Raw genomic sequence first — 12,450 nt, 5'->3', positions numbered from 1 at the left:
CTTCGGGGGTCAGGCGCACTCGAACACCGTGTTCATGGCGTCGTTGCGCAGCCCCAGCAGCCACTCGTCGCCCGGCCCCTGCAGCGCGAACAGCGCGCGCTCGGCGACGAGCTGCTCGACCGAGTCGAACGGGTACGCGTCGGCGCCCTCCAGGCCGTTCAGGGCGTCGTCCGGGTTCAGTGTCCGGGAGTTCTTCTCCTGCCAGTCGAAGACGACCGTCGCGAGCTCCAGCCTGCCGGGTGCGGGCGTGTAGACGGTTCGTCCGTCGGACGTCCTGCCCGCGGGGGTCCAGGCGCTGGGGTCGAACCCGGCCGTCTGGGCCGAGAACATCCCGCTGCCGCAGGAGCGGCCGCCGGGTGGCGCCGTGCGTGAGTCCCACGGCGAGTCGTCGGCCCGCGACACCCCGTCGTCCCAGGTGATCGTCGCGCTGTCACCCCCCGGCACGTCGGCCTGGGCCAGGTCGACGAGCGCGCCGTACGGGAGTCGCAGCGCGAACTGCACCGTCCGCAGCCCCTCCGGCGCTTCCGGGTCGGCGGGGACCGTCCGTTCGACGACCTGCAGGCCGCCGCCGAGGTCGGCGAGCAGCCGCACGTCGTGCCCGAGCACGACCCACCCCATGTCGCCCATCGGCTCACCGTCCGTGGTCCAGGTCGCGCCCGTCCGCACGGTGTAGCCGCCGGGCAGCCGGACGGTCCGCGGTGGCGTGAGCGTGTCGTAGAACGTCGCGCTGTCATCCTCGACGGCCGGGTCGGGGGCCCTCGGGCTACAGGCGTCGCCCGTCCGCGCGCTGGGGCAGACGATGCGGCGCAGCACGCCCGCCTCGTGCTCGTAGAGGGCGACATGGAGGCGGTAGAGGAAGATCTCCCCCTCCGTCAAGGATGCCGTGGACCCGGTCGTCGCGTAGATGTCCGCCGCGCCCCGGTGGCCGACCAGGTACCAGTCGTCGGCGGCCTCGCGCGGGCGGGCCGCGAGCAGCGGGTCCACGCGCTGCGGCGTGGTCCACACCTCGCCCGTGCGTGGTGCCGACAGCCGCGCCAGCACCGTCGCGTCGGCGATCTCCGCCTCGCGCACCACGGGCCCGGCGGCCTCGACGCCGGGGCTGGGCGACGGGGTGGAGGTGGGGCTCGGCGTCGGTGAGGGTGTCACCGACACGGTCGGTGCGGGCGTCGGGTCGACGGCAGGCAGAGGGTCGTGCTGCCCGCCCAGCACCGCCGCGACGGCGACCGCGCCGACGACCGCCAGGGCGCCGACCGACTCGACCGCGTGCCGCCGCAGCCGGCGGCGGCGCACGACCCCGCGCAGCCTGCTCAGCGTCTCGGTCGGCACCGGCGCCACGGACGCCTCGACGTCCACGGCGGCGCGTGCCATGAGGTCCTCCAGGTCACCGGCCACGGCGCACCTCCGTTCCTGCCGTCGGCTCGACGGTCGTGGTCTCGTGGTCGTGCCTCGGTGACGTGGCGCCCAGCAGGGCGCCGAGCCGCTTGATCGCGTCGGAGGTGTACCGCTTCACGGCGCCCTCGGAGAGGCCCAGCGCGGCGGCCGTCTCGGCGACGGAGAGGTCCTCCATCTGCCGCAGCACGACGCACGCGCGCTCGCGGGGGGTCAGGCTCGCCAGCGCCCGGACCACGTCGGCACCGGGCAGGCTGTCCTCGTCGGTCACCACCGCCCCGGTCCGCGCACCGGCCCGGTCGAGAGCGAGGCGCTCGCGCGTGCGGCGGCGGGAGGCGTCGACCGCGCGCGACGCGATCGCCCGGCGCACGTACGCCTCGGCCTGGTCGGCGGTCTCGAACCGCGCCCGTCCCGCGAAGGCGCTCACGAGCGCCTCCTGCACCAGGTCGGGCGCGTCGGAGTACGACCCCGACACGAACGTCGCGTGCGTCACGAGACGCCGCCACCGCTGCTGGGCGACCTCCGCCAGCAGCAGCTCCCACGGTCTGGCCACGAACGTCCTCCTGGTGTGCGGGTACAGCATGTCAACGCTCCTCGTGGCGTGCGGGGTTGGGGTCGGTGTCGACGGCCCGCCGCACGAGCGCCTCGGGTAGGTTCGACGCGGGCGTGACGCCGAGGCGTCACGCCCGCCTGCCGGCCGACCGAAGGAGCCCGTCCGTGTCGCTCACCACGCCCGCTGTCGTCACCGTCACCGGCGCTGCCGGTCAGATCGGGTACGCGCTCGCCTTCCGCATCGCCTCGGGCCAGCTGCTCGGCCCGGACACGCCCGTGCGGCTGCGGATGCTGGAGATCCCGCCCGCGGTGAAGGCCGCCGAGGGGGTCGCGATGGAGCTCGACGACTGCGCGTTCCCGCTGCTGGACGGCATCGACATCACCGACGACGCGACCGCCGCGTTCGACGGCGTGAACGTCGCGCTGCTCGTGGGCGCGCGGCCCCGCACCAAGGGCATGGAGCGCGGTGACCTGCTCAGCGCCAACGGCGGCATCTTCGGTCCGCAGGGTGCGGCGATCAACGCCGGCGCGGCCGCCGACGTGCGCGTGCTCGTGGTCGGCAACCCGGCCAACACCAACGCGTTCATCGCCTCCGCGCACGCCCCCGACGTCCCCGCGGACCGCTTCACGGCCATGACGCGCCTCGACCACAACCGGGCGCTCGCGCAGCTGCGGCAGCGCACGGGTGCGGCGATCGACGACATCGCCCGGGTCGCGATCTGGGGCAACCACTCGGCCACGCAGTACCCGGACCTGACGCACGCGACGATCGGCGGGCGCCCGGCGCTCGAGGTGGTCGGCGACGACACGTGGGTCCGCGACACGTTCATCCCGACGGTCGCCAAGCGCGGCGCGGCGATCATCGAGGCGCGCGGGGCGTCGTCGGCGGCGTCGGCGGCCAACGCGGCGATCGACCACGTGCACACGTGGGTGCACGGCACCCCGGCCGGCGACTGGACGTCCGCGGGCGTCGTGTCCGACGGCTCGTACGGGGTCCCCGAGGGGCTGATCTCGTCGTTCCCGGTGACCGCGTCGGGCGGGGTCTACACGATCGTCCCGGACCTCGACGTCGACGCGTTCTCGCGCGAGCGCATCGACGCGTCGGTGGCCGAGCTCGTCGAGGAGCGCGAGGCGGTGCGCGCGCTCGGCCTCCTCTGAGACCACCCCGCGCCTGACGACGTGGTCGGGCGGCGGCTCGGTCCGCCGCCCGCACCACGTCGTGGACGACGGTGCCGGACGCCGTCATCGGGTGCTACGCGAGTCGGCGTCGTTCGTCGACCCGGAGCAGGCCCGCACCGCAGTCGCGCAGGTCGTCGCCGCGCTCTCCGACTGCCGCGGCCAGGTCGACGTCACGGGGACGACGAGCTCGGCCGGCACCGCCGAGGGTCGCGCCACCACTGGCGCCGGCACACGCCCGCGCCGTTGCCTCACTGATCGCAGCTGGCCTCGGCGTGCCGGAGTCTGCCGTCGTCATCGCGGGCCTGGGTGCGTCACCTCGCCTGGGGGCGGGTGACGTCGTCGACCGCATCGGCGGCGTGCTCGCCTCGACGCCGGTCGCCGCGAACCGGGACGTCCCGGTGACGGTCACCCCGTTCCCCAGGACATCACCGGTGATCACCCCGCACACAACCCCCTTCATCACGCCGGATGAAGGGGCCGGTTACGTTCAGTCCTTGCCGATGTATGTTATGGCTGCCCAGTCCACCGGACACCCCGCAGGAGGTGCACGTGTTCGAGATTTCGAAGCGGTTCTCGGTCGAAGCGGCTCACCGCCTTCCGCGTGTCCCCGACGGCCACCCCTGCAGCATGCTGCACGGCCATTCCTACGTGATCGAGCTGGGATTGCGCGGGGAGCTCGACGAAGCTGCCGGCTGGGTGCGCGATTTCGCCGAGGTCAGCACTGCTTTCGCTCCGATCCGTCAGCAGCTCGACCATCATCTGCTCAACGACGTCGAAGGGCTGGACAATCCGACGAGCGAGATCTTGGCGCGATGGGTGTTCGACGCTCTCGATCAGGCACTGCCTGAGCTCGCGTGGGTGCGTATCGAGGAGACCCGGTCGTCGGGATGCACGTACCGCCGAGATGTCTAGCTTCCACGGCCCCAGGATCAGAACGACGGCGGTCGCGATCTCGTCGCCGGAGGCCGTCGTCATGCTCTCCGGTGGGCTGGACTCGACCGTGGCGTTGTGGTGGGCGCTCGACCACTACCGACGTGTGCGCGCGGTATCGCTCGACTATGGCCAGCGCCATCGTCAGGAGTTGAGAGCCGCGGCACGGCTGAGCGCGCTCGCCGGCGTGGAGCTCAGCGTGGTCCGGCTGCGTCTTCCCCACGGGTACCGCCCTGAGCGCGGCATGTTCATCCGTGGGCACACGATCCTCATGAGCGCGATCGGAGCGATAGGGATCGACGCGCGCGGAGCAGACATCGTCCTCGGGATGCTCGCCACGGATCCGTATGCCGATTGTGGTCCCGACTACCTGAGATCGTTGTCTGCCGGTCTTCGTGATCCTCTGGACGGCGGTCCGACACACGTCGTCGCACCCCTCCTGGCGGTCGAGGACAAGTCGGCCGCCGCGGCGATGGGCTTCGAGCTGGGTGCGCCGTGGCACCTGAGCTGGTCATGCCGCGAACCCCGCCGCGGTCGGCCGTGCGAGGCGTGCCCGGCGTGCCGTTCTCGCGCCGACGTCGGACCGAGGATGGGGGACCGGTACGGTCTGCGCCCCGCGGAGGTCGAGCGGTGGCAGGCGTCGTTCGGATCGCCACGCCATCCTGCTTTCGGGCGTTGCTCCGAGGAGCTCCACGACCTGGGCCGACGCTTCGCCGCGGCCGGCGGCGTGATCGACGGGGAACGGGGGTTTCGCTACGTCGACCCCGAGGGGACCGAACGACTGGCTCCGCACCTCCGTGTTCGACGACGGACGGCATGGAAGATCCGTGGAGGTCGCAGTGCGCAGTACGTCCGCGCGAGAGGCGTGTCGAACGGCGTGAGGTGGCAGGTTGCGGTCTGCGCTGACGGGTCCGTCGCGGTGACCGAGAAGCTGCCGTCGCTCGCAGTCCTGGAGGAGGCGCTCGTCAGGGCTGTCGGTGGGGCCTAGGACCGCGGGTCGCCCGCAAGTGCAGCGACGATCGCTGCGCGCACACTCGCTGCATCCAGCTTGTCCTCGCGGTACGGCGAGATGGTGCTCCCATTTTCTACCAGGGCCACGCGTCCGTCCCGCAGGATCCAGATCGCCAGGTTGTCCGTGTCCTTTCCTTGGCTGCCCACCGGGATGATCATCGCCTTGGCGTTTCCGGTCTCCTTGACCAGCTTTTCGCCGCCGAACAGCTTCTTCGCACGGCGATTTCCTGGTTGGCGAACGCGGATTAGCCCTTCGGGGTCGCAGTCGACCACGACATCCTCGTCGAAACGGAGATGGTCGAGAACCTCCGAGATGATGGGCTTGAGCGTCGGCGATGCATCGCCGACAATCGGGGAGCTCTTCGTGAAGGGCGAGAAGTCGGCCCACTCCCGGGCCAGGGAGGCCTCGGCCTCGCGCTGCCGCCTCGCCGCTGCGATGTCTTCCTCAAGTCCCATCGTGCGAGCCTAGCGCCGACTCTCGGGCCGCTGGCAGCGCCCCAGCAGTGGCGCCGCTGCCGGGGGGTGGTCATCGACAAGCCCGGCACGGGGTCGTTCTACGCCACGGACCCGGACCTGGTGCTGCGCAACCTGGGGCTCACGCACATCATCCGCACGGGCATCACGACCGACGTGCGTCCACACGACGATGCGGGACGCCAGCGACCGCGGTTACGAGTGCCTGCTGCTGTCGGACTGCACGGGTGCCACCGACCACGGCAACTACCTGGCGGCGCTGAAGATGGTGACGATGCAGGGCGGGGTGTTCGGTGCGGTCGCCGACTCGGGTGCGCTGCTGCGGTCGCTGGAGTCGCCGCTGACGTGACGTGGCCGGACGCGCGTCGGTCCCGGGGGATCAGCCCTCGATCTGCGCCCGGCGCGCCTCGACGAGCGCGCGGATCGCGTCGTCCGGCAGCGGCCGGGCGGGGTCGAACCGGATGGTGCCCTTCGCGAGGTCGTAGCCGGCGAGCGCCTCGCTCACCGCCTCGACCGCGGCGGGGCTGAAGGGGTACACGCCGATGTGGCGGGCGGCGCGCATGACTGACAGCAGCGGCTTGCCGCGGTGCACCAGCGCGGGCATGCCGTAGCCGCGACCCTGCTCGGCCTCGGGGACGACCTGCCGTGCGACGTCGTAGACATGCCCGATCGTGGCGGCGTCGGCCGCGTCGAGCCCGGCGAGGTAGTCGTCCACGGTGCCCATGCGGCGATGCTGGCACACGCGGGCCGTGGGCGTGGGGATCCAGGGGTGGCCGTCCGGTGCGTCGGGAATGACCGAAACCCTTGCTGCAACTTCTTGCAACGCGTTACGGTCGCCAGGACAGCCACCGCCGGCACGACGACGTGCCGCGACGAAGGAGTCCCGATGGTCGGCGCCGTCCTGCCCCGTCCCCCCGCCCGCCGCCCGGCCCCGCGTGCCGTGCCCCGAGGGCCGCGTCGGCTCGCGGCGGCGGTCTGCGCGCTCGCCGTCGGCGTGACCGGCGCCGTCGTCGCGCTCGCCCCTGCCGCCACGGCCGTGGCCGGCAGCGTCGCGCTCGTCGGCAGCCTGCAGGACGAGCTCGGCTGCGCCGCCGACTGGGAGCCGACCTGCGCCGCCACCGCCCTCGCCCCGACGGACGTCCCCGGGCGGTTCTCCGCGACGTTCACGGTGCCCGGCGGGGCGCACGAGTGGAAGGTCGCGCTGGACGGCACGTGGGACGCGTCGTACGGCGCCGACGGGAGCGACGCGGACACGCCGCTCGTGCTCGCCGGCCCGGCGGACCTCACGTTCACGTACGACGACGCGACGCACCGCACGTCCGTCGTCGTCGCCGACCTGGCCGGCGGCTACACCGACGCGGACGCCGCGATCGTCGCCGAGCCGGTGCGCGACCCGGGTGCGGGGGAGCAGTTCTACTTCGTGCTCACCGACCGGTTCGCCAACGGGCAGGAGGCCAACGACACCGGCGGCCTGACCGGCGACCGGCTGGTCACCGGCCTCGACCCGAGCGACAAGGGCTTCTACCACGGGGGTGACCTCGCGGGTCTGCGCGCGCAGCTCGACTACGTCGAGGGCCTGGGCACGACGGCGATCTGGCTGACGCCGTCCTTCCTCAACCGTCCTGTGCAGGGAACCGGAGCCGACGTGTCGGCGGGCTACCACGGCTACTGGATCACCGACTTCACGCGCATCGACCCGCACCTGGGCACCAACGCCGACCTCGAGGCCCTCATCGACGACGCCCACGCGCGGGGCATCGACGTGTACTTCGACATCATCACCAACCACACGGCCGACGTCGTCGACTACGCCGAGGGCGCGTACACGTACGTCGAGCAGTCGGTCGAGCCGTACCGTGACGCGGCGGGCACGCCCTTCGACCCCGCGGACTACGCGGGAACCGACGACTTCCCCGCGCTCGACCCGGCGACGTCGTTCCCGTACACGCCCGTGGTCGACCCGGCCGACGCGGACCTCAAGGTCCCGGCGTGGCTCAACGACCCCACGCTCTACCACAACCGCGGCAACTCGACGTGGACGGGGGAGTCCGTCACGTACGGCGACTTCGACGGCCTCGACGACCTCATGACCGAGCACCCGCGGGTCGTCGACGGGTTCGTCGACGTGTACGAGGCGTGGGTCGACCTCGGCATCGACGGCTTCCGCATCGACACCGTCAAGCACGTCGACGACGCGTTCTGGGAGGTTTTCACCACCGAGATCGCGCAGCACGCGGAGTCGGTCGGCAACCCCGACTTCTTCATGTTCGGCGAGGTCTACGACGCGGACGCGGCACTCACGGCGCCCTACGTGCGCGAGACCGACATGAACGCGATCCTCGACTTCTCGTTCCAGGCCGCAGCTGCGAACTACGCCAAGGGGTTCTCCGCGGCGGGCCTGCGTGCGCTGTACGCGAGCGACGACCTGTACACGACGCCGACCAGCAACGCCCACGCGCTGCCCACGTTCCTCGGCAACCACGACATGGGGCGCATCGGGTACGCGGTGAAGGACGCGGGCGACGCCCAGGCCCGCTCGGGCCTGGCGCACGCCCTGATGTACCTGACCCGCGGGCAGCCGGTCGTCTACTACGGCGACGAGCAGGGCTTCGTCGGCGACGGGTCGCTGGGCGGGCGGGACAAGGACGCACGCCAGTCGATGTTCGCGACGCAGGTGACCGAGTACGCCGACCAGGCGCTGCTCGACGGCACCCCGGCCGGGTCCGAGGACCGGTTCGACACGGACACCGCGCTGTACGGGCACATCGCTGCGCTCGCGGACCTGCGCGCGGCGACGCCCGCCCTGACGACGGGGGCGCAGGTCGAGCGGTACGCCGACGGCCCGGTGTACGCGTTCTCCCGCATCGGCGACGACGACGTCGAGCACCTCGTCGCGCTGAACAACGCGGCCGCACCGGCGAGCGTCACGCTCGGCACGCTCACCCCCGGGGCCACGTTCACCCCGCTGCTGGCGACCTCGGGCGCGGGCGTCGTCGACGGCGCGGCCGTGACGGCCGGGGCGGACGGCACGGTCGACGTCACGGTGCCGGCGTTCGGGTCCGTCGTCCTGCGGGCCGACGGGCCGGTCGCGGCGGGCGACGACGCGATCACCCTGTCGACACCGGGGGCGGGTGCCGCGCTCGCGGGCCTGGCCCCCGTGGCGGCGACCGTCGACGACGCGTACGCCACGACGTCGTTCGGCTACCGCGTGGTGGGCGACGCGGACCTCACGGCGCTCGGGACCGCCGAGACGTCCGACCCGCGCGTGTTCCACGACGTCACGGACCTGGCGCCAGGCACGCTCGTCGAGTACCGCGCGGTGCGCGAGGACGTCACGGGCCACCGCAGCGCGGCGTCGACGTACGCGAGCGTGGGGGTGGCCGTCGACGGCGTCGAGCCGCCCCCCGGGCCGGGGGACGTGCTCGTCACCGTGCCGGGCAGCCACAACGCCGCGATGGGGTGCCCGGGCGACTGGCAGCCGGGCTGCGAGGCGGCCCGCCTGACCTCGTCCAACGGGCTGGTGTACTCCGGCTCGTTCACGCTCCCGCCCGGTGACTATGAGTACAAGGTCGCCGTCGGCGGCACGTGGGACGAGAACTACGGCGCGGGCGGGGTGCCCGGGGGCGCGGACATCGCGTACACGGTGACGGGGGACGCGCCGCAGCAGGTGACGTTCGTGTACGACGCGACGACCCATCAGGTCACCTCGTCCGCGCAGGGTCCGCTGCTGACGCTGCCGGGCTCGTACCAGAGCGAGGTCGGCTGCGCGGGCGACTGGGACCCGGCCTGCCTGGCCACCGCCCTGGTGGACGGCGACGGCGACGGCACCGCGACGTTCACGCTGCCGGACCTGGCCGCCGGGACCTACGAGGTCAAGGTCGCGCACGGCCTGTCCTGGGACGTGAGCTACGGCGTCGACGGGGTGTTGGGCGGTGCGAACATCCCGTTCTCGGCCCCCGGGGGCTCGCCCGTGGTGTTCACCTACGACCTGACGACGCACGTGCTGAGCATCGGGGCCGGCGATCCGCCGCTGCCCGGCACGGGGCAGCTCGCCGCGCACTGGCTCGACGCGCGCACGATCGCGTGGCCGGCGTCGTTCGTCGCGAGCGGCACCGACCCGTCCGAGCTGGGCTTCGCGCTGCACGCGTCGCCGGACGCGTCGCTCGTCGTCGCGGACGGCCAGGTCACCAGCGGTGAGGCGATCGCGCTCTCCGTGGTCGAGGGCGGACTCACGACGGAGCAGCGCGCGCGGTTCCCCGCCCTCGACGGGTACCTCGCGCTGCGCGTGGACGCGGACCGTCGCACGGTCGAGCGGCTGCTCCAGGGGCAGCTCCTGGTCCGGCAGGCCGGCGTGGACGACGTCGCGCAGGCGGTCACGGGCGTGCAGGTGCCGGGGGTGCTCGACGACCTGTACAGCAGCAAGGCGACCAGACGTACGTACGGAACGACGTGGTCGAAGGGCCGGCCGTCGCTCGCACTCTGGGCCCCGACCGCGCAGGACGTCGATCTCCTCGTGTGGCCGGCCGCGCGCGACGGTGCGGTCGACACCACCGCCGAGCCCGTCCGCACGGCCGCGCGCCGCCAGTCCGACGGTGCGTGGACCGCGTCGGGTCGCAGGGGGTGGTCCGGCGGCGCCTACCTGTGGGAGGTCACGGTCTACGCGCCCACGACCGGGGAGATCGAGGTCAACCGGGTCACCGACCCGTACGCGGTCGCCCTGACGCTGAACAGCACGCACGGCGTGCTCGTCGACCTCGACGACCCGCGGTACCGCCCCCGGCAGTGGGAGCGGACGCCGCAGCCTCGGGTGCGGCCCGTCGACCAGACGATCTACGAGCTGCACGTGCGCGACTTCTCGATCGCGGACGCGACCGTCCCGCCCGCGCTGCGCGGCACGTACGGCGCGTTCGCGGTGCGCCGCAGCGACGGGCGCGACCACCTGCGCGACCTCGCGGACGCGGGCCTGACGACCGTGCACCTGCTGCCGACGTTCGACATCGCCTCGATCGAGGAGGACCGCGCCGCCCAGGCGACCCCCGACTGCGACCTGGCCGCGCTGCCTCCCGACTCCCCGCAGCAGCAGGCGTGCGTCACCGCGGTCGCCGGGCAGGACGGGTTCAACTGGGGCTACGACCCGTGGCACTGGACGGCGCCGGAGGGCTCGTACGCGCATCACGCCCACGGCGGGGCGCGGATCGCGGAGTTCCGCTCCATGGTCGGCGCGCTGCACGCCGACGGCCTGCAGGTCGTGCTCGACCAGGTCTTCAACCACACGGCGGCGAGCGGGCAGGACGCGAAGAGCGTCCTCGACCGCGTCGTGCCGGGCTACTACCACCGGCTGGACGCGACCGGGCAGGTCGAGACGTCGACGTGCTGCCAGAACGTCGCCACCGAGCACGCGCTGGCCGAGAAGATGATGGTCGACTCGGTCGTCACGTGGGCCCGCGACCACAAGGTCGACGGCTTCCGGTTCGACCTCATGGGCCACCACTCGCGGCAGTCGATGGAGAAGGTCCGCGCCGCGCTCGACGCACTGACGACCCGGCGCGACGGCGTCGACGGCCGCGCGGTGTACCTCTACGGCGAGGGCTGGAACTTCGGCGAGGTCGCCGACAACCGGCTGTTCGAGCAGGCCACGCAGGGCCAGCTCGGCGGGACGGGGATCGGCACGTTCTCCGACCGGTTGCGCGACGCGGTGCGTGGCGGCGGTCCGTTCGACGAGGACCCGCGCCTGCAGGGGTTCGGCTCGGGTGCGTACACCGACCCGAACGGTGCCGCGGTGAACGGCAGCGAGGCCGATCAGCTCGCCCGCGTGCGGCACCAGGCGGACCTCGTACGGCTCGGCATGGCGGGCAACCTGCGCGGCTTCGAGCTGCTGGCGAGCGACGGCACCGTGCGGCGCGGCGACCAGCTCGACTACAACGGGCAGCCCGCCGGGTACGCCGACTCCCCGGAGGAGGTCGTCACCTACGTCGACGCGCACGACAACGAGACGATCTTCGACAACCTGTACCTCAAGCTGCCGCAGGACACACCCATGGCGGACCGGGTGCGCATGAGCACGGTCTCGCTCGCGACGGCGACCCTGGCGCAGACGCCGTCGTTCTGGCACGCGGGCGCCGACCTGCTGCGCAGCAAGTCGCTGGACCGCAACTCCTACGACTCGGGTGACTGGTTCAACGTGCTCGACTTCTCGCAGCAGACCAACGGCTTCGGTCGTGGCCTGCCCCCGGCGCCCGACAACGAGGCGAAGTGGCCGTTCCAGCAGCCGCTGCTGGCCGACCCGACGCTCGTGCCCACGCCCCAGGACATCGCGACCGCGAGCACCGCGGCTGCCGAGCTGCTCGAGCTGCGCAGCTCGACGCGCCTGTTCCGGCTGGGCGACGCGGACCTGATCGAGGACCGTGTGACGTTCCCCGTGTCGGGTCCGGACGCAACCCCGGGCGTCGTGGTCATGCACGTCGAGGACCGCCCGGGCTGGGACGCCGCGACGCGGCGCTGGCGGGTCGACGTCGACCGCCGTCTGGACGGGCTGCTGGTCGTCGTCAACGCGTCCGACGAGCCGACGAGCCAGCGCGTCGGCACCCTCACCGGCCGGCGCTACGTGCTCTCGCCGGTCCAGGCGTACGGTGCGGACCCGGTGGTGCGCGGCACGGTCTACGAGCGGGCCACCGGGACGGTCACGGTGCCCGCCCGGACGGTGGCCGTCCTCGTCGAGCGACGCAGTGGCTTCAAGCAGTGAAGCCAGGTCGACCACTCGTTCGGCGGGACGTCCGGGATGTCGGGAGCGTGGTGCGACAACACGCACGAATGACGTCAGGACACGGATTGGTCACGACCCTTGCACCTGCCTAGGCTTCAGGTCTTGAATTCAACGCGAAGCCGTACCCGGCTCACCGGCACCGACGCCGGCCC

9 protein-coding genes are annotated in these 12,450 nt (G+C 72.7%); 5 read left to right on the top strand and 4 right to left on the bottom strand.

Features of this window, described 5'->3' with window-relative positions; translation table 11 throughout:
- Nucleotides 1-9: 9 nt before the first annotated feature.
- Both OKX07_RS13560 and OKX07_RS13555 read right to left on the bottom strand, forming a co-directional pair.
- Complete coding sequence (locus OKX07_RS13560) at nucleotides 10-1,392, bottom strand: hypothetical protein (protein ID WP_265628591.1); 1,383 nt, start codon at nucleotides 1,390-1,392, stop codon at nucleotides 10-12.
- Nucleotides 1,382-1,942 carry an RNA polymerase sigma factor gene (locus OKX07_RS13555; protein WP_265628590.1) on the bottom strand — a complete coding sequence of 187 codons (561 nt, stop codon included), beginning with the start codon at nucleotides 1,940-1,942 and terminating at the stop codon, nucleotides 1,382-1,384. Before OKX07_RS13555 ends, OKX07_RS13560 begins: the two co-directional genes overlap by 11 nt.
- A 164-nt stretch (nucleotides 1,943-2,106) precedes the next feature.
- On the opposite strand from OKX07_RS13555, the gene OKX07_RS13550 reads away from it, so the two are divergent.
- From OKX07_RS13550 to OKX07_RS13540, 3 genes are all read left to right on the top strand, one after another.
- On the top strand, nucleotides 2,107-3,099 hold the full coding sequence (locus OKX07_RS13550; protein WP_265628589.1) for a malate dehydrogenase: 993 nt from the start codon (nucleotides 2,107-2,109) through the stop codon (nucleotides 3,097-3,099).
- A 570-nt stretch (nucleotides 3,100-3,669) separates the two neighbouring features.
- Nucleotides 3,670-4,032 carry a 6-carboxytetrahydropterin synthase QueD gene (gene queD / locus OKX07_RS13545; RefSeq protein ID WP_265628588.1) on the top strand — a complete coding sequence of 121 codons (363 nt, stop codon included), beginning with the start codon at nucleotides 3,670-3,672 and terminating at the stop codon, nucleotides 4,030-4,032.
- Complete coding sequence (locus OKX07_RS13540; protein WP_265628587.1) at nucleotides 4,025-5,038, top strand: 7-cyano-7-deazaguanine synthase; 1,014 nt, start codon at nucleotides 4,025-4,027, stop codon at nucleotides 5,036-5,038. The genes queD and OKX07_RS13540 overlap by 8 nt, the downstream gene beginning before the upstream one ends.
- Here OKX07_RS13540 and OKX07_RS13535 read toward each other — a convergent pair.
- Nucleotides 5,035-5,517, bottom strand: a complete 483-nt coding sequence (locus OKX07_RS13535; RefSeq protein WP_265628586.1) for a hypothetical protein — start codon at nucleotides 5,515-5,517, stop codon at nucleotides 5,035-5,037. The genes OKX07_RS13540 and OKX07_RS13535 overlap by 4 nt on opposite strands.
- A 190-nt stretch (nucleotides 5,518-5,707) precedes the next feature.
- Between OKX07_RS13535 and OKX07_RS13530 the strand changes: the two genes are divergently transcribed.
- Nucleotides 5,708-5,884 carry an isochorismatase family protein gene (locus OKX07_RS13530; protein WP_265628585.1) on the top strand — a complete coding sequence of 59 codons (177 nt, stop codon included), beginning with the start codon at nucleotides 5,708-5,710 and terminating at the stop codon, nucleotides 5,882-5,884.
- A gap of 30 nt (nucleotides 5,885-5,914) precedes the next feature.
- Here the strand turns inward: OKX07_RS13530 and OKX07_RS13525 are convergent, their stop codons facing one another.
- Nucleotides 5,915-6,259: an iron chaperone gene (locus tag OKX07_RS13525; protein WP_265628584.1), complete on the bottom strand. Its 345-nt coding sequence runs from the start codon at nucleotides 6,257-6,259 to the stop codon at nucleotides 5,915-5,917.
- A 162-nt stretch (nucleotides 6,260-6,421) separates the two neighbouring features.
- On the opposite strand from OKX07_RS13525, the gene pulA reads away from it, so the two are divergent.
- Entirely contained in the window at nucleotides 6,422-12,277 is a 5,856-nt protein-coding gene (pulA, locus tag OKX07_RS13520; protein ID WP_265628583.1) for a pullulanase-type alpha-1,6-glucosidase, read from the top strand.
- Nucleotides 12,278-12,450: the final 173 nt, after the last annotated feature.

It is taken from the genome of Cellulomonas sp. S1-8 (genome assembly GCF_026184235.1).
GTDB lineage: Bacteria > Actinomycetota > Actinomycetes > Actinomycetales > Cellulomonadaceae > Cellulomonas.
The sequence above is the reverse complement of the archived record's forward strand: the minus strand, read 5'-3'. Positions and strand labels throughout refer to the sequence as shown.

Excerpts from the sequence above, each read along its gene's own strand:
- OKX07_RS13530 (WP_265628585.1), top strand. The coding sequence starts at position 5,708 with ATGCGGGACGCCAGCGACCGCGGTTACGAGTGCCTGCTGCTGTCGGAC.
- pulA (WP_265628583.1), top strand. The coding sequence starts at position 6,422 with ATGGTCGGCGCCGTCCTGCCCCGTCCCCCCGCCCGCCGCCCGGCCCCG.
- OKX07_RS13540 (WP_265628587.1), top strand. The coding sequence starts at position 4,025 with ATGTCTAGCTTCCACGGCCCCAGGATCAGAACGACGGCGGTCGCGATC.
- OKX07_RS13535 (WP_265628586.1), bottom strand. The coding sequence starts at position 5,517 with ATGGGACTTGAGGAAGACATCGCAGCGGCGAGGCGGCAGCGCGAGGCC.
- OKX07_RS13525 (WP_265628584.1), bottom strand. The coding sequence starts at position 6,259 with ATGGGCACCGTGGACGACTACCTCGCCGGGCTCGACGCGGCCGACGCC.